We start from the raw sequence: 25,509 nt of genomic DNA, 5'->3' as shown, positions 1-25,509 counted from the left end.
CGCGCGAGGCGCGATCGCTCGTCCTCATGAGATGTCGTACAGATCTCGTCAAGTAAAATCTCAAATAATGAGATTATTATGTCGCAGCCTCGGAGATCTGCCGGGCCGCTTCGCGGACCTCCGCGCTGATGCGATCGATCAACTCGCCCTTGGCATGTGGTCCGGCGATCGTGATGCAGAGGCTCGCGATCGGGTAGCCCGCATCGAGGATCGGCGCGGCGATCCCGACCGCGCCCGGTGTCACTTCGCCAAAGGCAACGGCGACGCCGGCGCGCCGCACGCGCTTCAGCGCTGCCAGGATTTCGTCGGAGGTGTCGCCGACGCCGACGCTGCGCAGATCGGCGGCATAGCGCGTCACCAGTGGCATTACGCGTTGCTTGGGCAGAAAGGCCATGATCGAGCGCGCGATTGCCCCACGTCCCATCGCCATCGGTCGGCCACGCGGATAGCTGCTTACGGGATTCACGACGGAGGCGATTGAAGCCACGCACAGCATCTTTTCGCCATACCAGCGCACGACCAGGGCCGTACAGGGGTGCGCGGCCGACAGCCGCTCCAGATGCGGGGTGGCTGCTGCGATCAGCGGATCGGAACGGCGGCTGAGATAGTCCATCTCCACCACGCGCGGGCCAAGCGCGAACCGGCCGCCGCGCGTCGGCATCACGAAGCCGCTGTCCTTCAAGCTCTTCAGATAGCGATACAGCGTCGGCCTTGTGTAGCCGAGCTCCTTCATGAGCTCTTCGGGCGACCATTGCGGCCGTGCCTCGGTGAAGAGATCGAGCACGGCAAGAACCCGATCCTGACTGTTTGCTTTGACCAAGTGAGATTCGATCCAGCTTCGCGTATTCGCCGTGATACCCGCATTCGCGTCGGCCGCAAAACGGCGGCACGGCAGTGGCTTGCCTTCGTTATAATCTCACTATAAGAGATTTTAAGAAGAATAATAGTGCGTGAGCTGCCGGGGAGGGGTTGGGCATGGCCGTCACAGCTACGGATGGGATCGTGTCGGGCACGGTCGACGTTCCCGCCTATGTCGATCGTCAGCCGGTCGGCGCCTTTCAGATCCGGGTTCTGCTCGTCTGCGCCGCGGTGCTGTTCATCGACGGCTTCGACACCCAGGCCATCGGTTATGTCGCGCCTGCAGTCGCGCAGGAATGGAAGCTGGCGCGTGGCAGCCTGGGTCCGGTGTTCAGCGCGGGGCTTCTGGGTCTCATGATCGGCGCCCTGATCTTCGGTCCGATGGCCGACAGGATCGGTCGCCGCCGCATCATCCTCGCAAGCACGCTGGTGTTCGGCATCGGGACGCTGCTCACCGTGTTCGCGGTGGATACGACCTGGCTGATCGCGTTGCGCGTTCTGACCGGTCTCGGTCTCGGCGGTGCAATGCCCAATGCGATTGCGCTGATCTCCGAGTTCAGCCCGCATCGCCGCCGCGCCACCATGGTCATGATCATGTTCGCAGGCTTTTCGATCGGTGCGGCCCTGGGCGGACTGCTGGCGGCCGCCATGATCCCCGCTTTCGGCTGGCGCTCGGTGTTCCTCGTCGGCGGCCTCGTGCCGCTGCTGCTTCTGCCTTTCCTCTTCAAGGCGTTGCCCGAGTCGATCCGGTTCCTGGCGATGATGGGCGGCCGCGACCGCGAGGTGGCGAACCTCCTGCAAAAGATAGCCCCGGGGGTATCCTTCGCCGGCAATGCCAAATTCGTGGTCCAGGAGCCCAAATTGTCGGGATTGCGCGTCGCGCATTTGTTTGCAGAGGGCCGCGCATCGGTGACGGTTCTGCTCTGGGTCGTGTTCTTCATGAGCCTGCTCGACCTGTATTTGCTGTCGAACTGGCTGCCCACCGTGCTGAACGATCTCGGCGTGTCGGTCTCGGGGGCGGCCGCGATTGGTGCGATGCTCCAGGTCGGCGGCGTGGTCGGCACGTTCACGCTCGGCCAGTTCATCGACCGCTTCTCGTTTCGCGCGCTGTCGCTGACCTATCTCGCTGCGGCGGTCGCGGTGGCCGCCGTTGGGATGGCCAGCCATTCGATCGTCCTGGTCACGATCGCGATCTTCGCGTCGGGATTTTGCATCGTCGGGGGACAGATCGCCTCGAACGCGCTGACGGCGACCTTCTATCCGACGGCGATCAGATCGACCGGCGTGGGCTGGGCGCTGGGCATCGGCCGCATCGGCTCGATCGTGGGGCCTCTGATCGGCGGCGTCATGCTGGCCCGCGACATGGGACCGCAGCCGCTGTTTGGCGCTGCGGCCGTCCCGGCATTGATCGCCGCGGCGGCGGCCTTCGTGCTGGCACGGCGAGGCTAGCCGAGGCGATATATCCTGCCGAAGTGCCAGCGCTGCTTTCCTGCAACGCTCGTGTGCGCTTGTTGCCAACGAAATGACGTTGCAAGTTGCGGCCTGCCGCAATAGCCAAGATGTCGACGTTTTCTTTGGACAAGCTCGTCGTTTGGACAGGTCTGCGTCATGACCTCCAATGACGCACCGTTGAGGAATCCCGCAATGTCCATGCTGCCCAATTCGCAAGAGGCCCGGGACGTGGCCTACCAGCTCCATTCCTATACCAATGCGCGCGCGCATCAGCAGGCCGGTCCGCTGGTGATCGAGCGTGGCGAGGGTCCTTACGTGTTCGACGCGTCGGGCAAGCGCTATTTCGAGGCCATGGCCGGCCTGTGGAGCGTCGGGCTCGGCTTCAACGAGAAGCGGCTGGTCGAGGCGGCGCACAAGCAGATGCTGGCGCTGCCGTTCTACCATACGTTCTCCGCCAAATCGCACGGGCCCTCGATCGACCTCGCCGAGAAGCTGGTGGCGCTCGCGCCGGTGCCGATGAGCAAGGTGTTCTTCACCAATTCCGGGTCGGAGGCTAACGACACCGTTCTCAAGCTGATCGCCTATCGCTCCAACGCGCTCGGCCAGCCCCAGCGCAAGAAGATCATCAGCCGGATGCGCGCCTATCACGGCGTCACCATTGCCTCGGCAAGCCTCACCGGCCTGCCGAACAACCACCGCTCGTTCGACCTGCCGCTGCCCAACATCCTGCACACGGGCTCGCCGCATTTCTACAAGGACGGCGCGCCCGGTGAGAGCGAGGAGGCGTTCGCGACGCGCCGGGCCGAGGAGCTCGACGCGCTGATCCAGAAGGAGGGCCCGGATACGATCGCGGCCTTCTTCGGCGAGCCGGTGATGGGCGCGGGCGGCGTCGTCGTGCCGCCGGCGACCTATTGGGACAAGATCCAGGCCGTCCTGAAGAAGTACGACATTCTGCTGGTCGCAGATGAGGTCATCTGCGGCTTCGGCCGTACCGGCAAGATGTTCGGCTGCGAGACCTATGGCATCAAGCCGGACGTGATGGTGGTCTCCAAGCAGATCACCTCGAGCTATTTCCCGCTGTCGGCGATCATCCTGAACGATCGCATGTTCGAGCCGATCGCGGACGAGAGCAACAAGATCGGCGTGCTCGGCCACGGTTTCACCGCGGGCGGCCATCCCGTCGGCTCGGCCATCGCGCTGGAGAACCTCAAGATCATCGAGGAGCGCGGCCTGGTCGCGCACGCCGCCGAGCTCGGCGGCTACATGCAGGGCAAGCTGCGCGAGCTCACCACCGATCCGCTGGTCGGCGAGGTCCGCGGCGTCGGCATGATCGCGGCGATCGAGCTCGTGCTAGACAAGGGACGCAAGACCGCCGCCAGCACGCCCGGCGCCGTCGGCGGCATCGCCAGCCGCATGCTCCAGGAGCGCGGCGTGATCTCGCGCAACATGCTGGATGCCATCGCCATCTGCCCGCCGCTGATCGTCACCAAGGCCCAGATCGACGAGCTGATCGCGGCCATTACGGGCGTGCTGAACGACATGAAGCCGGAAGTGGCGAAGCTGACGCCGGCGTAGGCTCTCTCCTCGTCATTGCGAGGAGCCCGCAACAAAATTGCGAAGCAATTTTGCGCGGGCGACGAAGCAATCCAGACCGTCTCCGCGGAAAGATTCTGGATTGCTTCGCTTCGCTCGCAATGACGGCGTTGATGCAGTGAGCCTCGATTTATCACCGTCACCCTGAGGTGCTCGCCTCTTCGGCGAGCCTCGAAGGGCGACGGCCGACTGGCCGCAGCGGGGGCCGCTCATCCTTCGAGGCTCACGCCTCGCGACTCAGGATGACGGTTTAACCGGCTCCACCCGTTGGACCCCGATCACGCGGCCTTTCTCGATCGCGAGCGCCAGCTCGCCGCGCTTGAGCTTCAAGGCGGCGTCGCCGAACAACTCGCGGCGCCAGCCGCGCAAGGCCGGCACGTCGGCCTCGTCGTCCGCTGCGATCTCTTCGAGATCGTCGACAGTGGCGATCACCTTGCTGGCGACCGCGTGGCGCTCCGCGGTCATGCGCAGCAGCACCTTCAACAGCTCGACGATGGCGGCGCCATTGTTGTTGTTGCGCGGCTTCTCCAGCTTCGGCAGCGTCGCAAAGTCCCGCGCCAGCCCGCGCTCGACCGCGGCGACGATGTCCGCGCCCCATTTGGATTTCTCGAACCCCTTCGGCACCGAGCGCAGATGGGCGAGCTTCTCCAGCGTGTTCGGCGCGTGGGTCGCGATGTCGCTGATGGCTTCATCACGCAGCACGCGGCCGCGCGGCACGTCGCGGCTCTGCGCTTCCTGCTCGCGCCAGGCCGCGACCTCCATCAGGACCGCGAGGTCCTTCGGCTTGCGGACCCGCGTCTTCAGCCGTTCCCAGGCGCGCTCGGGGTGGAAGTCGTAAGTGCGGGGCGAGGTCAAAACCTCCATCTCGATGGAGACCCACTCGCTGCGGCGCCGCTTCTTGAGGTCGGCATCGAGCGCGGCGAACACGTCGCGCAGGTGCGTGACGTCGGACACCGCGTAGTGCATCTGCTCTTTCGTCAGCGGCCGGCGCGACCAGTCGGTGAAGCGGTGGGTCTTGTCCGGGCGGTGGCCCGCGACCTTCTCGACCAGCGCGTCATAGGCGATGCTGTCGCCGTAGCCGAGCACCATGGCCGCGACCTGGGTGTCGAACACCGGGTGCGGGATGATGTTGGCCTGGTGCCAGATGATCTCGATGTCCTGGCGGGCGGCATGGAATACCTTCAGCACGCCCTCGTTGCCCATCAGGTCGAAGAACGGCTTGAGGTCGATGCCCTCGGCCAGGGTGTCGATGACGATCGCTTCCTCGGGGCTGGCCATCTGCACCACGCACAGCAGCGGGTAGTAGGTGGTTTCGCGCAGGAACTCGGTATCGACTGTAATAACGGGGTGCTTGGCCAGCCGGCTGCAGGCAGCCGCGAGGTCAGCGGTGGTGGTAATCAAATCCATGAACGGCCCATGACACTTGGTATCAGCCGTTCTGCCGAAAGCGCTGTGATGTCAAGGGGCTCTAAGCGAATTCGAGCCTTGCATCGGGCCGGAATCGTCTCTTTCCGACGAAATTCCTATTCGTAACGGATCCGGTGCGAGGATTTGCGCGCGCAGGGCAGCGCCACCACGACCACGCACATGGCGACCAGCGCCAGCCCCAGGAACTCGAAAACCAACAGATCCACGGCGAAATCTCCAGAAACATTGATAGATTTGTCGGGGGTACGTTGAGGGTCTGTTAATGCTCGTGGTTACCGGCCGCCCGGCAAGCCGGATGGTGGACGGGGAGTTAACGGGGGCGGGCTCGACCATCACCCCATGAGCTTCGGCAAGACGGCGGCGAGCGCGTCCACGGCGGCACGGACTTTTGGCGGAATCCGGGGCGAACGGGGCCACAGCGCGTGGCAGTCGTAGAGGAATTCGGGCTGGCCTTCGAAGAGGCCGACCAGCGCGCCGGTATTGAGACGCTCGCGGACCAGCCAATAAGGCAGCCAGGAGAGACCCATGCCTTGCGCGGCGGCGTCCGCGATCGCCTCCATATCGTCGAGCCTCAGCCGGCCTGAAGGCATGATCTCGCGTGCCGGCTGGTCGGCTTGCGGAAACAGCCACGGCCGGACGCGTCCAGAGCGGCGATAGATGATCGCCTGATGCGCGGCGAGATCGTCGAGCGATTTCGGCTTGCCGTTGGCGCGCAAATAGGACCGCGCGCCGCACACCACCATGCGCTGGCTTGCGATGCGCCGCGTGATCAGACCGGACTGGTCGTCGAGATCGCCGGTCCGGATCGCAAGATCGTAGCCGGCCTCGATGATGTCAGCGATCGGATCGCCGAAGGAGAGGTCGAGCTCGAGATGCGGATATTTTCGCGCGAGCTTCATCAGCAAGGGCGCGATGCAGTGTCGGCCCAGCAGGGCAGGCATGGTCACGCGCAGCCTGCCGCGCGGCGCGGAGAGTTCATCGGCCACGACGGCGTCGGCGGCTTCGGCCTCGCTGAGTACCGTGCGGCAGCGCTCGTAATAGACTTGGCCAGCTTCGGTCAGGCTCTGGCGCCGCGTGGTGCGGTTGAGGAGGCGGACGCCGAGGCGTTCTTCGAGGAAGCGCACATGCTTGCCGACCATCGGCCCCGACATCTCCAGGGCGTCGGCCGCTGCTGCGAACGAGCCGAGATCGACGGCCCGGACGAATACGGCCATGCTGGTCAGGCGGTCCATGATTGAAAACTCCTGGTTTCGACTGTTCGCGCATTCGGGCCATTTATCCACTTCGGTGGGATCGGCATAGCTCCATTCAGTTCAACTGTTTTGGAGTGTATCCATGACCCGCGTCGTTCGCTTTCACCGGTATGGCGGTCCCGAAGTGCTTTGCATCGAGACCGTCGACGTTCCACCGCCGGGAAAGGGCGAGGTGCAGATCCGGGTCAGGGCACTCGGTCTCAACCGTGCAGAGGCCCTGTTGCGGACGGGCACCTATATCGAGACCGCGACATTTCCGTCCGGCCTTGGTCTGGAGGCGGCAGGTATCGTCGAGGCCATCGGCGAAGGCGTGGCCGGCTTTGCGCCGGGCGATGCGGTCAGCATCGTGCCGCCGCTGTCGATGGTGCGATGGCCGGCCTATGCCGAGCTTACCACCTTTCCGGCCGAGCTCGTCGTGAAGCATCCGCCCGAGCTTGGCTTCGAGGCGGCGGCCGCGGTGTGGATGCAGTATCTGACGGCCTACGGCGCGCTGGTCGACATCGCCGGACTTGGGCGAGGGGATGTCGTCGCCATCACGGCGGCATCGAGCAGCGTCGGGCTTGCGGCCATCCAGATCGCGAACCGGATCGGCGCGGTCCCGGTCGGCCTGACGCGGACCTCGACCAAGCGGCGCGCCTTGCGCGATGCCGGCGCCGCGCACGTGATCGCCTCGGACGAGGAGGACATCGGAGCGCGGCTCGCGGAGATCGCCGGTTCAAACGGCGTCCGCGTGGTGTTTGACGCCGTCGGCGGTCCCGCATTCGAGCCGCTGACCGCGGCGATGTCACCGGGCGGTATCCTGATCGAGTATGGCGGGCTAAGCCCCGCGCCGACGCCGTTCCCACTCTTCAACGTGTTGACCAAGAGTCTGGTCCTGCGCGGCTACCTCGTGCACGAGATCATCCGCGATCCCGTGCGCCTTGCGCGGGCAAAGGCGTTCATCCTCGATGGGTTGGCGGACGGCAGCTTGAAGCCGGTGATCGCCAGAACGTTCCCGTTCGATGAGATCGTCGAGGCGCATCGTTTCCTGGAGTCGAACAATCAGTTCGGCAAGATCGTTGTGACGATCTAAACGCGCGCGGCGCGTGGCTCACGTCGCGGCGATCAGCCCCCCTCGAATATTCTCTTGCGGGCATTTTCGACATGCGTGCGCATGGCGCGGCGGGCGCCGTCCTCGTCTTGTGCCTCGATGGCCTCGAACACGCGGCGATGCTCCTGCTGCCCCCTGAGAATGCGGCCGCGCGGCTGAATGAGCGACAGGTTGCGGTTGAGATTGACGCCAATGGCGATCTGCTCCCTCAACGACGTCAGCGTCTCGACAAAGAACCGGTTGCCGCTCGCCTCCGCAATCGTGCGGTGGAAGAGGAGATCTTCCTCGACACCAAGGCCGCCCTCGCGCCCTTGGGCGACCATCGTATCCAGCCTGGTCAGCACCTGCTGAATGCGGCGCAGGCTTTGCCTGTCCCGATTACGGGCGGCGAGGGCCGCGGCATCACCCTCGACGGCCATCCGGAACACGAAGCAGCGCTGGATGTCGGGGATGCTACTGACAGGCGCGAAGTCGAAGGCATTGGCGGCCGGGCGCCGCGTCACGAACCAGCCCGCACCCTGGCGTGATGCGATCAGCCCGTCGTCGCGCAATCGCGTCAGCGCCTCGCGAACGACGGGCCGCGACACGCCAAGGAGTTCGGCAAGGCCATTCTCGGGCGGTAGCCGGCAGTTCACGGGAAGGATGCCGATCGCGATCTGACCGAGCACATGGTCGTAGATCCGGTCGCTCAATCGTCCCGTCGAGGACGACAGCGGCAACTCCACGGATTTCATCGCAGGCTTTTTCAAGTCCGGCTCCGCCCGGTTTTGCGTTCGGCTTCCAAACAAGTTTTTGACATTTCAGTCCGTGCACAAGGCGCTCGGCCGCCAGTTTAAAACAGCTACAGAACAGACCGCTTGACAACCAGCGAAGATTTCGTCGATGCTTGCCTTACAAATAAATAACAAGTTGCGCAAAAAATAAAGCGCGTGGGAGGCGAGAATGAAACCGAGGTCAGCAACCCCAATGGTCGCCGCCCTGTTGGGGGCGTGTCTTTGCAGCGGAGCCCTGGCCGCTCCGGTCAGTCTTTCGATCATTGATACCGGCGGTGACCTGGCCTCGGTGCAGACCACCATCGAGAACTACAAGAAGGCGAATCCGGACAAGGTCAGCGAGATCAGAATCCAGCGCGCGCCCGCGCCGGAGCTTCCGGCCAAGATCAAGGCGCAGCAGGACGCCGGACGCCTCGATATCAATCTGGTGCTGACCGGGCAGGATGGCGGCGCACTGCTGGCCCAGAACGGCCAGCTCATCGCCATCCCCGATTATCAGAAGACCTTTCCGCGCGACGGCCTCACCGATGCGGGCAAGGCGCTTTACGACGAGGGCAAGGGCGTCCTGATTCCGTCAGTCGGCAATGCCGGTGGACCGGTGCTGATCTACAATCCGGCGAAGGTGCCGAGCCCGCCGAAGACCGCGCAGGAATTGCTGACTTGGGTGAAGGCGAACCCGGGCAAATTCATGTATGCGCGTCCGGCGAACAGCGGGCCGGGCCGCGCGATCCTCCAGGGCTTTGCCTTCATTCTTGGGGACTCCAAGCCGCTCGACCCCGAAAAGGGCTGGGACAAGAGCTGGGATTTCCTGAAAGAGCTCGGCAAGTCCGTCGAATATTATCCGACCGGTACCGCGATCACGTTGAAGGAATTCGCCCAGGGGCAACGCTGGATGATCGCCGGGATCATGGAATGGGACATGAAGCCGCGCGCGCAGAGCGTGATCCCGCCGGACTCGAAGATCGCAATTTTGGAGAACACGACGTTCGTGGTGGACGGCCATTATTGGTGCATCCCGAAGGGCGTACCGCAGGAACAGGTCGATGTCATCGTCGACCTCATGAAGTTCATGTGGAAGCCGGAGCAGCAGGCGCTCACCTGGAAGGCCTTCATCGGGCCGGTCGTGAAGGCCGCGGCCCTCGCATCGGCGCCCAAGGATATCCAGGACGAGGTGAAGGAGTTCTGGCGTCCTGAATATGATCAGATCGGGACCAAATGGAAAGTATCGCCTCCGCTGGGCGTGACCGAGCTGAGCTACGCGATGGAACGGTGGGACCGTGAGGTCGGCGCCGATCAGGTCAAGAAATAACAATAACCGGGACCAAGACGCGAGGGCGCGCAGGTGCGGCCCTCGCGTGCGTATGCGGGGCGGGGAATGGCCGACTCTATCGATAAGCTGCAGATGTCGATCACCAAGCGTTATGGCGGCAAGGTGGTGCTCGACCACTTTCCGCTGGAGGTCGGCGGCCGCGAGTTCGTTACCTTCCTGGGGCCGAGCGGGTGCGGAAAGTCCACGGCGCTCGGCATCATCGCAGGCCTGGTGCCGCCGAGCGACGGCGAGATCCATCTCAACGGACGACGGATTGACGATGTCTCGCCCGAAAAGCGCGGGTTCGGCATGGTGTTCCAGAACTACGCGCTGTTTCCGCATCTGACTGTGTTCGGCAACGTCGCCTTCGGCCTCTCTCTCCAGAAGCGGCCGTCTGCGGAAATCGAGCAGCGCGTGCGGGACATGCTCGGTCTGGTGCGTCTTGCCGGTTATGAAGACCGCTATCCCGGTCAGCTCTCGGGCGGACAGCAGCAGCGTGTCGCCATCGCGCGCGCTCTTGTGCTGCACCCTCGGTTGATGCTGTTCGACGAGCCGTTGTCCAACCTCGACGCGAAGCTCCGCGTCGAGATGCGCGCCGAGATCAAGCAGCTGCACGCACAGCTCGGCCTGACCTCCATCTACGTCACCCACGACCAGGCCGAAGCTCTCTCGCTCTCCGACCGCATCGTCGTGCTGCGCGAAGGTGTGCTCATGCAGGTCGGGACGCCGCAGGAAATCCACGACCGTCCCAAGAACGTCTTCGTGGCGGATTTCATGGGCTTCCGAAATTTCCTCGATGTGACGCTCGGCAAGGAAGCGGGCGGTATGATCGATGCCGGTTTCAAGGGGCAAATCCTGCAGGCCAGGGCCAGGGATAGCTTCCGCCCGGGCGAGCACGCCGTTCTGGCGATCCGGCCGGAAGATGTGCGTCTCGGCAAATTTGGCGATGGCGTCAACGTGCTGCGCGGCAAGGTCGAGCTGGTCGAATATCTCGGACGCGAGCAGGAGGCCGAGATCGCGCTCGATGGCGGCACAAGGCTCTGGGTGCGCTCGCACGAGAAGCTCGTACTGGGCGAGATGCTGGATCTGACCTTGCCGGCGGACAAGTTCGTTCTGCTGCGTCGCGAGTGAGGGGACAGATCGTGGCCCGCATCCGCTCTGATTCTCGCAGCGAACTGGACCTCGTCGCGATCCTCTGTCTTGCGCCGTCGCTGCTCTACGTGCTCGCGATGTTCGTCTACCCGTTCCTCTACGGGATCTACATCAGCTTGCAGCCGAAGAAGCGCGACGCCGGGATATTCTCGAACTATGTCGCGTTCTTCAACGACGCCTACCAGTACAATACGATCAAGACGACCTTCATGTTGGCGTTGCCGACGACGGTCGCGGTCGTGTTGGTTGCGCTGTTCCTCGCATACGGCATGCGGCGTGGCATCTGGTTCGAGCGCACCATCACGACCATTCTCGTGCTTCCGATCTCGCTCGGTGTCGTCTTCCTGTCGGAAGGGATCCTCGGCTTCTACGGCCACAATGGCTGGCTGAACCAGTTGCTGCTTGCGGTCGGATTGATCCAGAACCCGCTCGAGCTGACCCACAATTCGATCGGCGTCATCTTCTCGCTGTTCATGCAGAACTTTCCGTTCTGCTTCCTGATGTTGCTCGGTTACATCTCCGGCATCGACCCGAGCCTGGAAAGCTCCGCACGCATGCTGGGCGCCGGGCCCTGGACCATCTTCCGGCGCGTCATGTTCCCGTTGATCGCACCGGGCCTGATCATCGCGTTTGCCCTCGTCTTCGTGATGAGCTTTGCGGTGTTTCCATCCGCGGTGATGGTTGGCCAGCCGGCCGGTTCGACGCGGACGATCTCGATCGCGGCCTACCAGCAGGCCTTCGAGCAATATGACATGTCCTACGCATCCGCGATCGCGGTCATCATGGGGCTCTGCCAGCTCGCGGCGCTGGTGGTCATCGTGCTGGTGCGCCGCCGGATGACGATTGCAACAACCATGGGCGTCGGCAAACGCTGAGGGGGCGCCAATGCGCGGACGGATGTGGAAATTGGCGATCTACCTGTTCCTGCTGGGATTCATCCTGAACCTGGTCGGCATCGTGACGCATGTCGTGGTGAGCTCGTTCGCCAAACGCTGGTTCGGCAAGCCGTTGCCGCCGGCGTTCACGACGGATTGGTTTACCTACGCCTGGCGGGAGTTCGAGCTGTCCCATGTTCTCTTCATCACGCTGTTCATCGCGCTGGCCGTGGTCTTCATCGCGCTCGCGATCGGATTTCCAGCGGCCTACGTGCTGGCGCGGCGGAATTTCAACGCCAAGCCGGTCCTGCTGCTGCTCTACTTCCTGCCGCTGCTGATCCCTCAGATGACCTACGGCATTCCGCTTGCCACGACGCTTTATGGGTTCGGTGTCGGCGGGACGGTCATTGGCGTCATTCTCGCCGTGCTCGTCCCGATGGTTCCTCTTGCCGTCTTCATCCTGTTGCCGTTCTTCGAGCAGATCAGCTTGAACCTTGAATGGTCGGCGCAGATGCTCGGCGCGAGCCGGCTGCAGATATTCCGCCGCATCCTGTTGCCGCTGATGCTGCCCGGCATTTTGACGGCGGGCCTGCTGGTTCTCGTGAATACGATCTCGAACTTCGAGCTGGCGTTTCTGCTCGCGGGCGGGGGATCGCAGACCCTGGTCGTCGCGCTGTATTACAACGTCTTCGCTGGCGGTGTGCGGCCGGTCTATTCGATTGATGCGATGGCTGTCATCTACATGTGCACCGTCATGGCTGTGCTGCTGGTCGCATTGCGGTTCGTGCGTCCGACGCAGATGGTGTTCAGGCTCGACGGCAGGCGCAACTGACGCGATCACGGCCCCTGAAATGATTTCGGCGCCCCACACCGTGGAGCGCCGAGGTTGTTTGGCTGATCGCTGGCCTCACGGCAGCTTCAGCGAGGTCTCCGCGTTGTACGGCCTCAGCGTCTCGTCGGCAGCCTTCTGGGCGGCGACCAGCGCCTCCTTCGGCTGCTTCTTGCCGTTGAGGACCAGCATGACCTCGTCCTCGAGCGTCTTGCGGACCGGCACGGTCTTGTAGGTCGCGAACCAGGGTTTTGCGACGTCGAGCTGCTCGACGGCGGTCTTGGCGTCCGGGTTCTTGTTGAGGAAGTCGACCATGTCAGGCGTCTTGTAGGCGGCCATGTTGGGCGCGAAATAGCCGGTGGCGCGGCTCCACCAGGCGCTCTTCTCGGGCGAGGTCATCCACTTGATCAGCGTCCAGGCGGCCTTCTGCTTGTCGGCTTCGAGGCCGGCCGGAACGATCAGCGAGGCGCCACCGATCGGCACGGCGTTGCGGACGTTGCGCGGGATGAACGCGACCTTGTAGTTGAACTTGGCGTTGTCGCGCACATAGGTCAGCGAGCCCGTCGAGAGCATCATCATCGCGGCATTGCCGGAGATGAAGGAGGTGCTGACGGCCGGGCCGGGCGTCGCGCCGGGGGCGTGGACCTTGTGCTTGTAGACGAGGTCGTTCCACCAGGTCAGCGCGCCCAGCATCGAGGGCGTGTCGTAATAGACTTCGCCGCCGAATTCCTCGTTGTAGTAGCGCCCGCCATTGGTCATGGTGAGCGTTTCCATCATCCAGCCGCAATAGTCATAGGCGCAGGGGATCGCGATGCCCCATTGGGTCACCTTGTCGCCTTCGCGCTTGGTGAGCTTCTTGGCCCAGTCGGTGAGCTCGGCCCAGGTCTGCGGCGGCTTGCTCGGATCGAGGCCGGCTTCCTTGGCCTTGTCGGCGTTGATGTAGAGCAGCGGCGTCGAATTGTGGAAGGGCACGCCGTAGACCGAGCGGTCGATCACCGCGTTGCCCTGCAGCGCCGGGAAGAACTGGCCCAAGAACTTTTCCTTGGTGGAGCCGTCGGCGGCGATCAGGCTGTCGAGATTGGTGAGCTCGTTCTCGATCTGCATGTCGAGCAGGAAGTTCGCGGACATGATCACGGCGGCCGGCGGCTTGCCGGCCTTGATGGCCGCGCGCGTCTTGATCAGCGTGTCGTCATAGGAGCCGGTGTAGACCGCGGTCGCCTTGATGGCGGGATGGGTCTCGTTGAACTCCTTGATCAAGGTGCCCATGTCGCGGGCGAGCTTGCCGTCGACGGGAACGGGGAAGAACAGGTCGATCTCGGTCGGACCTTCGGCCATTGCCGGGAAGGCGAGGGCGCCTGCCATAGAGCCTGCCATGGCGAGGCCAAGCATGAGCCTGCGGGTAAACAGCATCGAAAAATCTCCTATTTGATGCCTGAGGTGACGAAAGAGCTGATGAAGCGTTTCTGGAAGATCAGGAATGTGATGAGCAGCGGCGCGATCACCATCAGCGTGCCGGCGGCAATCGTGCCCCAGGCCTGCGTGCCTTCGGCGGTCGCGGTGAAGACGGACAGACCGACCGTGAGCGGCCGCTTGTCCGGCGAATTGATCACCATCAGCGGCCACAGGAAGTCGTTCCAGTGGCTGGTGACGGAGATGATGGCGAAGGCCGAGAAGCTCGGCATCGACAGCGGCACGTAGATGTGGCGGATGCGCTGGAGAAGGCTGGCGCCGTCGATCAGGGCGGCGTCTTCCAGCTCGGTCGGAATGGCTTCAAAAGCCTGCCGCATCAGGAAGGTGCCGAAGGCCGAGGCGAAGAACGGCATCATCACGCCGGCGAGCGTGTCGTAGAGCCCGAGCTGCGCCACCAGGCTCAAATTCGGCACGATCAGCAGCACCGGCACCAGCATCAGCTGCATCAGGAACAAATAGAAGATCAGCGTCTTGCCGGCGAATTCGAGCCGCGCAAAGGCAAAGCCCGCCAGCGTGATCGTGACGAACTGCACCAGCAGAATGCCGGTGCAGATGATCGTGGTGTTGAGGGTGTAGCGCGGGAAATCGCCGATCTCCCAGGCATCCCTGACATTGTCGAGGGTCGGCTTCAGGCTCGGCATCAGCTCGGCCATCACGTTGATGCCGTCGGACGCCGGGCGCAGCGTCGCCACGCCCATCCACAGGAACGGGATCAGCCAGACGATGGCGAGCAAGATCGTCAACACGAAGCCGAGCTTGGGCGTGATCTCGCGGCGGGTGGCGAGCGGGGCATCCTTGAGCAGGCGGTCGATCAGCGTCATGGCCCGCCCTCGCGGTTTGCCATCGTCCGGAAGGAGAGCGCGGTGAGGCCCATCAGCGCCGCAAGCGTCAGCAGTGTCGCTGCCGAGGCCTTGCCGATGTCGTAATGCTCGACCGCCTGCTGGTAGATGTAGAACAGCACAAGATTGGTCGAGTTGGACGGCCCGCCCTTGGTCATGACGAAGACGTGGTCGACCTGCGTGACCGCGTTGAGCGTGGCGATGACAATGACGAACAGGAAGGTCGGCTTGAGCTCGGGCAGGATGATGTAGCGCAGCCGCATGAACGGGCCGGCGCCATCGAGATGCGCGGCTTCCATGACATCCTCGGGCACGGCCTGGAGGCCAGCGAGGAAGAACAGCATGTAGTAGCCGGCGTTCTTCCAGATGGTGATCACCATGATCGCATAGAGCGCGATGTCGGGGTCGCCGAGCCAGTTCGGCACCACCGGAAGCAGGCGGCCGATGTAGTAGTCGAGCAGGCCGACATTGGGCAGGAAGATGAACAGGAACAGCGCGGAGGCCGCGACCATCGGGATCAGCACCGGCAGGAACAGCGCCGCGCGCAGCGCGCTGCTCACCGCATTGGTGCGCGACAGCGCCAGCGCGAACAGCAGTGCAAGTCCGATGCTCGGGATCGCCGTGCCGATGGCGTAGACGAGATTGTTGACGACCGCGCCGGTGAAGGCGGGATCGGCAAGCACGGCACTGACATTGTCGAGGCCGACGAAGCGGACCGGTGCCTTCGGCGTCGCGCGCTGGTAGAGCGCGTCGATCAGCACGCGGCCCATCGCGCCATAGGTGAACAGTGCGAGGAAGACCAGTGATGGCAGAAGCAACAGATAGGCAGGCAGCGAGGCGTTGAAGCGGCCTACAAACCGCTTCAGGACGTGCAGACGCGGTGCCGCCGAATTCGCGACCGGGAGAGCCGCGGGTTCAGCGAGGCTCATCTCATCGCGCCGGGAAATTGAGCGCATAGTCGCGGTCGTTCATTCCCGTCGGTGCGGCGAATGGAAAGCGCAGACTGGTGTCGAGGAAGTCGTGGCTGTGCACGACCAGGTTCTCGCTGTCGATGAGCACCACGCCATAGGCCGGCGGCTCATGGCTGGCGAGATGGTCGGTCGCGGCAGCGTCGAGCTCGAACCAGACCTGGTGGTTGGTGCCGCGGAGCGTCGAGAACGGGATCTTGCCGTAGCTGCCGAAGATCGGCCGGTGCACGTGGCCGAAGAAGAGGTGGCGGATGCGTGCGCGATAGGGCGCGATCACCTCGGCGAATTCGGCGCTCTGCGCCAGTGCGATCTCGTCCATCGCGTGGACGCCGACCGGGAAGGGCGGATGATGCATGAAGACGACGAACGGCATGTCGGCGGGCGCTGCGGCCAGCGTGCTCGCGAGCCAGCCGAGGCGCTTGGCGCACATCTCGCCGGCGTGGCTGGTCTCGTCCAGCGTGTCGAGGAAGACGAACAGGCCGTGCTCGGTGGTGCGGGTGCCCTGGACGAAGCCGTTCGGGTCGCGCGGCGCGGCCTTCAGGCCGTCGAGGCAGGCCACGCGCTTGTCGTGATTGCCGACCATGGCGATATAAGGGATTTTCAGCGCGCCCATCGCCTCGGCGAAATTGATGTAGGATTCAGGCTCGCCCCAATGGGTGAGGTCGCCGGTCACGACTGCGAAGGCAGCGTCGGACTGGTGCTTGTTGATGTTGGCAACCGCCGCGTCCAGCCGGGCGCGCGGATCGAGGCCATAGAGCTTCAGTCCGGGGTTCGCGAGATGCGTGTCGGTGATGTGGATGAATTTGAAGGGCATGGCGCGTCAGGACTGTTGGAGGATGGGCGCCTCCGGCAGGACGTCCCTGATAGGCCGTTAGAGTGCCAGTGTTTCAGTTTGATGACAGCGGTTCCTGCGGCGCGTGGAAGATGTGGACATGCTTGGGACGACCGGGCGAGCGTACTCTGGGGCCGAATGACCTCTCACGATTGAGGCGCAAGATGCGGTCTACCTTGCCGCGAAGATGCGGTCGTGGTTTGCTCATGCTGCTCACCGAATTTGCATCACGAGACCTCCGAATGTTGCCGCCGCGTGGCCTCCCCAAGCTGGGTTTGCTTGCCGTCTCCCTGCTGCTTGTCGTCCTCTCCGCCGTCCCCGATGCGGCGCGCGCCGAATTCAATTTCGCCCGTTACAAGGAGACCGATCTCGACGAGTTCCTGGCACGGCGGCGACCGGCCACCGGCCTCGACGTCTACCCGATGTCGCCGCTGAAGCTCGACGTCACGCTGGCCTCCCACGGCGAGCCGTGCGCAAGCGGCGCGCTCAAGCGATCGCTGATCATGAGCGGCATGCCCAAGACCGACGCCGACGCCTTGCAGGCGACCAACTGCATCACGGTCCGCTCCGCCAAGGGGCGCGAGCTCAAGGTCTTCATCCAGGATGTGGTCTACGGCTTCTTGCCGGCGGAGGTGCCGGTCGGGGACAAGCTCTCGCTCTATGCGATCCATGCCTTCACGTCCCCCGAAGGGCCGGGGCTGCTGGTCAATGAATTCCTCACCCCGCGCAGCTTTCCGCGCGCCGACAAGCCGGCAGACAAGACGATGACCTCCTGTGGATGCTGGACCCAGGACGAGCATCCCGGCGTCGATTTCACCTCCGACAAGGCAGGCGGTCCGGTGGCGGCGATGGCGGACGGCGTCGTCGTCAAGATCGAGACCAGCGAGCAGGCGCCGGCCGACCTGCCCGTGATCGGCGGTTGCGGCCGCTATGTCGTGCTCAAGCACACCTATCCCAACGGCGGCGTCATCTACACGCGCTACGTCCAGCTTGGCCGCATTGTCGGGCCGAAGGGAGAGGCGCTTGCGGTGGGCGCGAGCGTCAAGGCAAAGGACACGATCGGCGAGATCGACCCGAACAAGGTGCTGCATTTCGAGATCCGCCCCGTCGCGCCCGGAACGACGACGACGAACAAGGCCTGGGCCGAGCGGTATGCCAACGTGCCCGACATGGAGTGGTCCCGCTACGATCCCGTCGATCCGCAGAAGTTCGACGCGGCGTCGTTCGGCGGGATCAGGAAGGCGACGAAGTAAGAAGGTGCGTAGGGTGGATTAGCCGAAGGCGTAATCCACCACTGTGAGCCAACTTCAAGTTGTGTTATCGGTGATATGTCCGACTACCGCCGCGCATTCATCCCCGGAGGGGGCTGGTTCTTCACCGTGAACCTGCTCGATCGGCGGAAAGCTCTTTTGACCCACCACATCGAAATCTTACGGGACGCGGTCGCCGCAACGCGCCGGAGCCATCCTTTCGAGATCGATGCTTTCGTAGTTTTACCGGATCATCTCCACGCGATCTGGAAGCTGCCACCGGACGATGCCAATTTTTCGGTCCGCTGGAGGCTGATCAAGACGCGATTTGCCAAAGCACTCCCAGCGAATGAGCGGCTGAGCGTTGTCCGTGCGGCGCGGAACGAACGCGGCATCTGGCAACGCCGGTTCTGGGAGCATCTGATCCGTGACGAGGCCGACTACGCCCGCCACGTCGAATATTGCTATTACAATCCCGTCAAGCACGGTCATGTCTCGAAGGTTTGCGATTGGCGGTACTCGTCATTTCACCGCGATGTGCGGGCTGGATTATTTCCCGAGGATTCGGGCGGTGACGCCAAGATCGCGGGCGAATTCGGTGAGCGGGCGTGACGATCGCGTTAGCTCGTAGGGTGGATTAGCGAAGCGTAATCCACCTCTGTACTCTCGTCTGGTTGAGAGAAGCGGTGGATTACGCCTTCGGCTAATCCACCCTACGCACCGAGTTTGTTGCTATGTCCCGCAGAACGTCTGCAGCACTCGCTGGTCCGGCAGCGGCGGATCGGCGTAGGCGGCATAGTCCGGCTGCTCCTCGAACGGCTTGGCCAGCACCTTCACCAGCTCTTCGAACGGCGCGTAGTCGTCGTTGTTCACCGCGGCCTGGATCACGGCCTCGACGCGGTGGTTGCGCGGGATGAAGATCGGGTTGACGGCGTGCATGGCGGCCTGCCGCTCGGCTGCGGCCTGCGGCTCCAGCGCGGTGCGCTCGCGCCAGCGTCTGGCCCAGTCGTCGAGGGCTGAGGGGTCCATGAACTGCGCGCGGACGTCGGCAGCGGCGGCCTCGTCGCCTGCGGCGTCACCGAGCTTGCGGAAGGTGAGGGTGAAGTCGGCCTGGTTCTTGGCCATGGCGTCCAGCAGGTCCTGGATCAGCGCCTCGTCGCCGTCGCGTTCCGTGAACAGGCCGACCTTCTTGCGCAGGCCTGCTTGATAGGCGGTGCTGAACGTCTCGGAGAAAGCGCCGAGAATGTCCTGGGCTTCCGCGACCGCCTTCTCCTGATCGTCGGAGAACAGCGGCAGCAGGCATTCGGCGAGCCGGGTCAGATTCCACAGCGCGATGCGCGGCTGGTTGGCATAGGCATAGCGGCCCATCTCGTCGATCGACGAAAACACCTGCGCGGGGTTGTAGGCATCCATGAAGGCGCAGGGGCCGTAATCGATGGTCTCGCCCGAGATCGAAGAGTTGTCGGTGTTCATCACGCCGTGGATGAAGCCGACCAGCAACCAGCGCGCGATGAGATCGGCCTGACGCGCGACGACGCCGGCGAGCAGGGCGTGATAGGGGCGCTCTGCATGGAGCAGATCCGGATAGTGGCGGGCGATGACGTGGTCGGCGAGCCGGCGGATCGCGCCGGTGTCGCGGCGGACGGCGAAGAACTGGAAGGTGCCGACGCGGATGTGGCTCGCGGCGACGCGCGTCAGCACAGCGCCGGGCAGCGCGGTCTCGCGGATGACGTGCTCGCCGGTGACGACCGCGGCGAGCGAGCGCGTGGTCGGGATGCCGAGCGCAAACATGGCTTCGCTGACGATGTATTCACGCAGCACCGGACCCAACGCAGCACGGCCGTCGCCGCGGCGGGAGAACGGGGTGGGACCCGAGCCCTTGAGCTGGATGTCGCGGCGGATGCCGTCTCTGTCGATGACCTCGCCGAGCAGGATCGCTCGGCCGTCGCCGAGCTGGGGCACGAATTGCCCGAACTGGTGGCCGGCATAGGCCATGGCGATTGGGTCGGCGCCAGCGGGAACCGTTTTCCCGGCCAGGATTTCGGCACCCTCAGGGGTCTCTAGCAGGTCAGGGTCGAGCCCGAGCTGGACCGCCAGCGGCCGGTTCAGCTTGATCAGCCGGGGGGCGGCCACAGGGGTCGGCGCGACCCGGGCAAAGAAGCTGTCCGGCAGTGCCGAATACGAGTTCTGGAAGGGGAAATGGACGGTCATGGAGGTAAAGATAGGCGGGGAACGCCTGATGGCAAAGGCTTGAGGCCCAATCGGCCAAAAATGGGCGCTTCGGCCCCAAAACAGCCCGTTCCCTTGGTTGCCGCCTCCGGCCTCGTCGGGTAAACCCTGCCGCAACTTCGGACCGGTCGTTTCAGGCCGTCCGATTCGACCCCTCCGACATTGATTTTGGGACGACCATGCATCGCTACCGGTCACATACATGCGGCGCGCTCCGCGAGAGCAACATCGGCGAAACAGTTCGCCTCTCGGGCTGGGTCCATCGCGTTCGCGACCATGGCGGCGTGCTGTTCATCGACCTGCGCGACCATTACGGCCTGACCCAGTGCGTGGTCGATCCGGACTCGCCGGCGTTCGCGCTGGCCGAAAAGCTCCGGTCGGAATTCGTGGTCAAGATGGACGGCAAGGTCCGCCGCCGCCCCGAGGGGACCGACAATGACGATCTGCCGACCGGCAAGATCGAGATCTATGTCAGCGAGATTGAGGTGCTCGGTCCGGCCGGCGACCTGCCGCTGCCGGTGTTCGGCGATCAGGAATACCCTGAGGACATCCGCCTGAAGTACCGCTTCCTCGATTTGCGCCGCGAGAAGCTGCACCAGAACATCATGACGCGCGTCGAAATCATCAAGTCGATGCGTCGGCGCATGGAGGGGCAGGGGTTCTTCGAGTTCAACACCCCGATCCTGACTGCGTCCTCGCCGGAAGGCGCGCGCGACTTCCTGGTGCCCTCGCGCATCCATCCCGGCAAGTTCTATGCGCTGCCGCAGGCGCCGCAGCAGTACAAGCAGCTGCTGATGATGTCGGGCTTCGACCGCTATTTCCAGATCGCGCCCTGCTTCCGCGACGAGGACCCGCGCGCCGACCGTCTGCCGGGCGAGTTCTACCAGCTCGACGTCGAGATGAGCTTTGTCACGCAGGAGGACGTGTTCGCGGCGATGGAGCCCGTGATCACCGGCGTGTTCGAGGAGTTCGCCAAGGGCAAGCCGGTGAGCAAGAACTGGCGCCGTATCCCGTTCGCCGAAGCGCTACGCAAATACGGCAGCGACAAGCCGGACCTGCGCAACCCGATCGAGATGCAGGACGTCTCCGAGCATTTCCGCGGCTCCGGCTTCAAGGTCTTTGCGCGCATGCTCGAAGACCCCAAGAACCAGGTCTGGGCGATCCCGGCGCCGGGCGGTGGCAGCCGCGCGTTCTGCGACCGCATGAACTCGTGGGCGCAGGGTGAAGGCCAACCCGGTCTCGGCTACATCATGTGGCGCGAGGGCGGCGAGGGCGCGGGTCCGCTCGCGAACAACATTGGGCCAGAGCGTACGGCTGCGATCCGCGCGCAGATCGGCGTCAAGGAAGGCGATGCCGCCTTCTTCGTCGCCGGCGACCCCGACAAGTTCTGGAAATTCTCAGGTCTTGCCCGCAACAAGGTCGGCGAGGAATTGAACCTCACCGACAAGGAGCGGTTCGAGCTCGCCTGGATCGTCGACTTCCCGATGTACGAGTACAACGAGGACGACAAGAAAGTCGACTTCTCGCACAACCCGTTCTCGATGCCGCAGGGCGGTCTCGACGCGTTGAAGGGCCAGGACCCGCTGACCATCAAGGCGTTCCAGTACGACATCACCTGCAACGGCTACGAGATCGCCTCGGGCGGCATCCGCAACCACGTGCCGGAAGCGATGGTGAAGGCGTTCGAGATCGCGGGTTACGGCGAGCAGGAAGTGGTCGACCGCTTCGGCGGCATGTACCGCGCCTTCCAATACGGCGCGCCGCCGCATGGCGGCATGGCCGCGGGCGTCGACCGCATCGTGATGCTTCTGTGCGGCACCAATAATCTGCGCGAGATCTCGCTTTTCCCGATGAACCAGCAGGCCATGGATCTGCTGATGGGCGCGCCGTCGGAGCCCAGCACCAAGCAGCTCCGCGAGCTGCATGTGCGGGTGAATCTGCCGCAGAAGTGATCTGAGCCGGTTTTCGGTCCCGTACCCCGGACGCAGCGCAGCGCGACTTCGGCGGTGCGCTGCGGAGCCGGGGCCCACGTCTCGGCGAGCAGCGGCGCTTCTGGGTCCCTGTGTCTTGGAAGCCTGTCATGATGGAGTGGGCGGGAAGCCGTTGGGTCCTTGGCGCTTGACGCCGTGATCCGGCCCGGTCTCCCGCCCGTTCCATCTATCAACCTGAACAGTTGCACGAGGCTGCGGCAACAGACCTCGCATCACAGGGACAGGCACCGTGATCATACCCCTTCGTTACGTCGGAATCGACGTCTCCAAACAACATCTCGATATCTTCGATGAGGGCTTGGGTGTGCCGGAGCGCATCGCCAACGCGCCGCAGGCCATCACACAGATCGTGGCGCGTTGGCGATGCGACGTGCTGGTCGTCTTCGAGGCAACGGGTGTCTATGATCTCGAACTTCGCGAGGCGCTGGGTCAGGCCGGTATCCGCTTCGCGCGGATCAACCCGGCCCGGGCTCGCGACTTTGCGCGCGCCAGCGGCCAGCTCGCCAAGACCGACCCGATCGATGCGAGGATGCTGGCGGCCTTTGCGCGGGCCCTGAAGCCAGCCACCGAGCAAATTGCCAATCCCGCCCGCAATGCCTTGGCGAGGCTCGCAAAACGGCGGGATCAGCTGGTCCTCATGCGTGCGCAGGAGAAGAACCGGCGCAGCGAGGCCGACGACCGTGCCATGGCCGATCGTATCGGCCGTCTCATCGAGGTCCTCGACGGCGAGATCGCCGAGATCGAGGCCGACATCAGCACGCTGATCAAGACCGAGCCGGAGATCTCGGGCGATGCGCAGTTGATACGTTCACTTCCTGGCGTGGGTCCCGTAACCTGCATGCAACTGATCGCGCAGATGCCGGAACTCGGAAAAGTGGGACCGAAGCAGGTGGCAGCGCTAGCCGGCCTGGCTCCCTTCAACGTCGACAGCGGGGCTTACCGTGGCAAACGTAAGATCGCCGGGGGCCGAAAGCGCGTCCGTGATGCCCTTTACATGGCTGCTCTCAACGCGGTCCGCCGGGCCGATCCGTTCAAGGTCTTTTACGTACGATTGCGACAGGCCGGCAAACCAGCCAAACTCGCCCTCATTGCCGTCGCCAGGAAGCTGCTGACGGTCCTCAACGCCATGATGCGCGACAGGAAGCCCTACCTGAACGTCAAGCCGACATAACAGTTGCCGGCTCTGCGCAGCAGCGTAAGAACGCTGCAGCGCGTCCGGAACACAAGACCACCGCCGTCGCCTACAGCCCCGTCGACGCCTCGATCCTGAACTGCGCCAGCGCGACGATCGGCTCGCTGTTCAGTGCGTCCATGAGCTGAAGCACCGGCACCTTGCCGAGCGGGGTCAGCTTGATCGTCAGCGTCTGACCTGAGGTCTCGACGAAGCCGGCGAGTGCATCGACCGCCGCTTTGGCATCGAGATTGGCGGCCGTGACCTTCTCGCCCTGCGCGCGGATCATCTCGGCGATGGTACTGCGGGCGGCGTCGCGGCTGACATTTTGCATGCGCGAGAACTGCGCCACGACGAGATCGACGACGCCGCTGTCACGCAGGGAGAGTTCGAGCGTGCCGGTCTCGACCTGCGCCATCTCACTCATAGCCTCCATCGGGTCGGTCATGGTGAACAGGCCGCGCGGCACATTGGCGAGCGCGAAGCGGGCCTGCGCCTTGGCGAGGTTGCCGAGATCAATGGTGGCGGGCGCAAGCGCAAACGCGCCCGAGGACTCCGTCCAGGCGGCGCCGAGATCGAGGTCGATCGCCAGCTTGTCCACGCCCGCCATGATCAGCGGCCGCTGCGCCGGATTGGAGGGATCGGTCGGCGTGACCATCTTCACGACCAGATTGGCCTTGCTCGGGATCGATCCGACCAGCTGGCCCCAATTCAGGCTGATCGTGTCGATGGTGACGAGCTGCCGCGTGTTCTTGAAGGGCGAGACCACGCCCTTGATCTCGGCACCTTCGAGCACCCGGAACAAGCCCAGCATCTGGTCGGGCGAGGGCGCCTGCCCGGGATTGCTGAGGCCAGCGGCCCAGCGCATCAGGTTCGTAATGCTGAACGATTTGAGCGCGAAGCGCTCCATCTTGAACTGCCCTTGCGGCGACGGCGTATCGACGCCCTCGACGGCGAACTCGCCCTCGCGGTACCTGACCGCATTGATCTTGGCTGTTCCCTGCGGCGTCCCGATCGACGTCTTGCCCATCTCGGCCTTGCCGATGCGAACACCCTCGTAGACCCCGGCGAGCTTCTCCAGCAGCTCGCGCGCCTGCGCCGGCGTCTGGGGCGCCGATTGATCCTGCGGCAGCGCGGCGAGCACGTCGGCCAGCCGGAATTTCGACGGCTGCACGGCGATGTCCTCGATGGCGAAGCCGTCGATATCGACGCGAATCGCCTGTGCCGATTTGAGCGTGTACGGGCCTGCCGAGACTTGCCGGTAGACCCGGCGATAGTTGTCGTCGCCGCTCGTCTGCGGATCGAGCGCCGCGAGGATCGCGGTGGCATCGAAATCGTTGACGATGATGTTCGACAGCTCGCCTGTCAGCTTGTCCGGCTTGCCTGGCTGCTTCACCTCGACCGAGATGACGGCGCGGTCGGCCTTCATCGCATCGATCTTGCCGTGCTTGAGGTTCTGGATCGCCAGCCCGGTATAGGTGAACTCGCCGCTGCCGGCGGCAGCGTTGCCGGAATCGAAGCTCATCGTCAGTGTCGGGGCCGTAAGCGACGAGGCCGTGACGCCCGTGTACTGGCTGAGCGCATAGCGGTACATCTCGATCAGGGAGTTGTCCGCTGGCGCAGCCGCGGCGTGAACGGGACCGGCGTAGTCGCGCATCGTCAATTGCGGGATCTTGTAGGAGACCTTCAGTTTTGCCGGGGGAGCCTGGTCCAGTGCGACCTCAACACCGGTGATGTCGATGCTGTCGGCCGAAAACCTGATATCGTCGACCAGGCGAACGCCCGTCCCTTTGATGCCGGCGATCTTGATCTGCGCCTGCGGCAGGTTGCCGGGAGTGACCGCGATATCCTCGATCGTCAGCGTCCGGGTCGCGAGCTCGAACGTGATCTTGCCGTGGCTCGCCTTGCCGCCCTGTTGGCGCATCTGCTCGAACGCCGCCTCGACCTCGCTGGTCGCGCGGTGCTGGACATAGAGGTTGAAGCCGAACCATCCGCCCGCGGCAAGCACGGCTGCCACGATCAGGCCGATCAGGATTCGCTTCATTCCCAGCTCCAGTTGCCCGTTTTGCACTGCGCAACCTGCCATATTCGGGAAATGCCGCGCGGTCTAGGGAAAGCTAGCGCTATCAGGTATTTGACCATGCGCC

At 64.1% G+C, this 25,509-nt stretch carries 21 protein-coding genes; 11 read left to right on the top strand and 10 right to left on the bottom strand.

The genetic code is table 11. The annotated features are described in order from the left end of the window. Positions 1 to 76 precede the first annotated feature (76 nt). Positions 77 to 820 (bottom strand): IclR family transcriptional regulator, encoded by a 744-nt coding sequence (locus AB7G19_RS24795; RefSeq protein WP_441268174.1) that lies wholly within the window; start codon positions 818 to 820, stop codon positions 77 to 79. A 155-nt stretch (positions 821 to 975) separates the two neighbouring features. Here AB7G19_RS24795 and AB7G19_RS24790 point away from each other — a divergent pair, with 155 nt between their 5' ends. Both AB7G19_RS24790 and AB7G19_RS24785 read left to right on the top strand, forming a co-directional pair. Then, positions 976 to 2,307, top strand: a complete 1,332-nt coding sequence (locus AB7G19_RS24790) for an MFS transporter (protein WP_208086456.1) — start codon at positions 976 to 978, stop codon at positions 2,305 to 2,307. Positions 2,308 to 2,502: 195 nt separating this feature from the next. Continuing rightward, a complete protein-coding gene (locus AB7G19_RS24785; RefSeq protein WP_441268173.1) occupies positions 2,503 to 3,885 on the top strand; it encodes an aspartate aminotransferase family protein in 1,383 nt (460 codons plus the stop codon). A gap of 255 nt (positions 3,886 to 4,140) precedes the next feature. Here the strand turns inward: AB7G19_RS24785 and rnd are convergent, their stop codons facing one another. Continuing rightward, a complete protein-coding gene (gene rnd, locus AB7G19_RS24780) occupies positions 4,141 to 5,310 on the bottom strand; it encodes a ribonuclease D (protein WP_085402881.1) in 1,170 nt (389 codons plus the stop codon). A 353-nt stretch (positions 5,311 to 5,663) separates the two neighbouring features. Next, positions 5,664 to 6,563, bottom strand: coding sequence for a LysR family transcriptional regulator (locus tag AB7G19_RS24775; RefSeq protein WP_354131214.1), 900 nt, complete (start codon positions 6,561 to 6,563; stop codon positions 5,664 to 5,666). A 103-nt stretch (positions 6,564 to 6,666) separates the two neighbouring features. On the opposite strand from AB7G19_RS24775, the gene AB7G19_RS24770 reads away from it, so the two are divergent. Further along, positions 6,667 to 7,656, top strand: a complete 990-nt coding sequence (locus tag AB7G19_RS24770) for a zinc-dependent alcohol dehydrogenase family protein (RefSeq protein ID WP_354131215.1) — start codon at positions 6,667 to 6,669, stop codon at positions 7,654 to 7,656. A gap of 32 nt (positions 7,657 to 7,688) precedes the next feature. Here AB7G19_RS24770 and AB7G19_RS24765 read toward each other — a convergent pair whose 3' ends face one another. Then, the gene (locus tag AB7G19_RS24765; protein ID WP_207794725.1) at positions 7,689 to 8,423 is read right to left on the bottom strand and encodes a FadR/GntR family transcriptional regulator; all 735 of its coding nucleotides are present in this window, start codon (positions 8,421 to 8,423) and stop codon (positions 7,689 to 7,691) included. 193 nt (positions 8,424 to 8,616) lie between these two features. Between AB7G19_RS24765 and AB7G19_RS24760 the strand changes: the two genes are divergently transcribed. The 4 genes from AB7G19_RS24760 (at position 8,617) to AB7G19_RS24745 (ending at position 12,615) form a co-directional block, all read left to right on the top strand. Next, a complete protein-coding gene (locus AB7G19_RS24760; RefSeq protein WP_441268172.1) occupies positions 8,617 to 9,756 on the top strand; it encodes an ABC transporter substrate-binding protein in 1,140 nt (379 codons plus the stop codon). A gap of 66 nt (positions 9,757 to 9,822) precedes the next feature. Then, a complete protein-coding gene (locus tag AB7G19_RS24755) occupies positions 9,823 to 10,887 on the top strand; it encodes an ABC transporter ATP-binding protein (protein WP_354131218.1) in 1,065 nt (354 codons plus the stop codon). An 11-nt stretch (positions 10,888 to 10,898) separates the two neighbouring features. After that, complete coding sequence (locus AB7G19_RS24750; RefSeq protein ID WP_028147781.1) at positions 10,899 to 11,783, top strand: ABC transporter permease; 885 nt, start codon at positions 10,899 to 10,901, stop codon at positions 11,781 to 11,783. Between the two features lie 10 nt (positions 11,784 to 11,793). Then, positions 11,794 to 12,615: an ABC transporter permease gene (locus tag AB7G19_RS24745; protein ID WP_354131219.1), complete on the top strand. Its 822-nt coding sequence runs from the start codon at positions 11,794 to 11,796 to the stop codon at positions 12,613 to 12,615. A 75-nt stretch (positions 12,616 to 12,690) separates the two neighbouring features. Here AB7G19_RS24745 and AB7G19_RS24740 read toward each other — a convergent pair whose 3' ends face one another. The 4 genes from AB7G19_RS24740 to AB7G19_RS24725 are packed head-to-tail and all read right to left on the bottom strand — an operon-like array spanning position 12,691 to position 16,703. After that, the gene (locus AB7G19_RS24740; RefSeq protein WP_354131220.1) at positions 12,691 to 14,022 is read right to left on the bottom strand and encodes an ABC transporter substrate-binding protein; all 1,332 of its coding nucleotides are present in this window, start codon (positions 14,020 to 14,022) and stop codon (positions 12,691 to 12,693) included. An 11-nt stretch (positions 14,023 to 14,033) separates the two neighbouring features. Beyond that, positions 14,034 to 14,903 (bottom strand): carbohydrate ABC transporter permease, encoded by an 870-nt coding sequence (locus AB7G19_RS24735; RefSeq protein ID WP_135215311.1) that lies wholly within the window; start codon positions 14,901 to 14,903, stop codon positions 14,034 to 14,036. Next, the gene (locus AB7G19_RS24730) at positions 14,900 to 15,850 is read right to left on the bottom strand and encodes a carbohydrate ABC transporter permease (RefSeq protein WP_441268171.1); all 951 of its coding nucleotides are present in this window, start codon (positions 15,848 to 15,850) and stop codon (positions 14,900 to 14,902) included. The genes AB7G19_RS24735 and AB7G19_RS24730 overlap by 4 nt, the downstream gene beginning before the upstream one ends. A 1-nt stretch (position 15,851) precedes the next feature. Beyond that, a complete protein-coding gene (locus tag AB7G19_RS24725; RefSeq protein WP_135215313.1) occupies positions 15,852 to 16,703 on the bottom strand; it encodes a phosphodiesterase in 852 nt (283 codons plus the stop codon). Between the two features lie 260 nt (positions 16,704 to 16,963). Here AB7G19_RS24725 and AB7G19_RS24720 point away from each other — a divergent pair, with 260 nt between their 5' ends. Both AB7G19_RS24720 and AB7G19_RS24715 read left to right on the top strand, forming a co-directional pair. Beyond that, positions 16,964 to 17,974, top strand: coding sequence for a M23 family metallopeptidase (locus tag AB7G19_RS24720; protein ID WP_354131221.1), 1,011 nt, complete (start codon positions 16,964 to 16,966; stop codon positions 17,972 to 17,974). Between the two features lie 75 nt (positions 17,975 to 18,049). Further along, positions 18,050 to 18,583 (top strand): REP-associated tyrosine transposase, encoded by a 534-nt coding sequence (locus AB7G19_RS24715; RefSeq protein WP_135215315.1) that lies wholly within the window; start codon positions 18,050 to 18,052, stop codon positions 18,581 to 18,583. A 120-nt stretch (positions 18,584 to 18,703) separates the two neighbouring features. Here the strand turns inward: AB7G19_RS24715 and AB7G19_RS24710 are convergent, their stop codons facing one another. Next, positions 18,704 to 20,182, bottom strand: coding sequence for a protein adenylyltransferase SelO (locus AB7G19_RS24710; protein WP_135215316.1), 1,479 nt, complete (start codon positions 20,180 to 20,182; stop codon positions 18,704 to 18,706). Positions 20,183 to 20,379: 197 nt separating this feature from the next. On the opposite strand from AB7G19_RS24710, the gene aspS reads away from it, so the two are divergent. Both aspS and AB7G19_RS24700 read left to right on the top strand, forming a co-directional pair. Then, positions 20,380 to 22,152, top strand: a complete 1,773-nt coding sequence (gene aspS / locus AB7G19_RS24705) for an aspartate--tRNA ligase (protein WP_135215317.1) — start codon at positions 20,380 to 20,382, stop codon at positions 22,150 to 22,152. A gap of 268 nt (positions 22,153 to 22,420) precedes the next feature. Beyond that, a complete protein-coding gene (locus AB7G19_RS24700; RefSeq protein WP_208067597.1) occupies positions 22,421 to 23,362 on the top strand; it encodes a transposase in 942 nt (313 codons plus the stop codon). A gap of 70 nt (positions 23,363 to 23,432) precedes the next feature. On the opposite strand, the gene AB7G19_RS24695 is transcribed toward AB7G19_RS24700, so the two are convergent. Next, positions 23,433 to 25,406, bottom strand: a complete 1,974-nt coding sequence (locus AB7G19_RS24695; protein WP_354131222.1) for a hypothetical protein — start codon at positions 25,404 to 25,406, stop codon at positions 23,433 to 23,435. Between the last annotated feature and the right edge of the window lie 103 nt (positions 25,407 to 25,509).

It is taken from the genome of Bradyrhizobium sp. 215_C5_N1_1, from assembly GCF_052075935.1.
Lineage (GTDB): Bacteria > Pseudomonadota > Alphaproteobacteria > Rhizobiales > Xanthobacteraceae > Bradyrhizobium > Bradyrhizobium barranii.
This window is presented reverse-complemented; position numbering and strand designations above follow the sequence as displayed.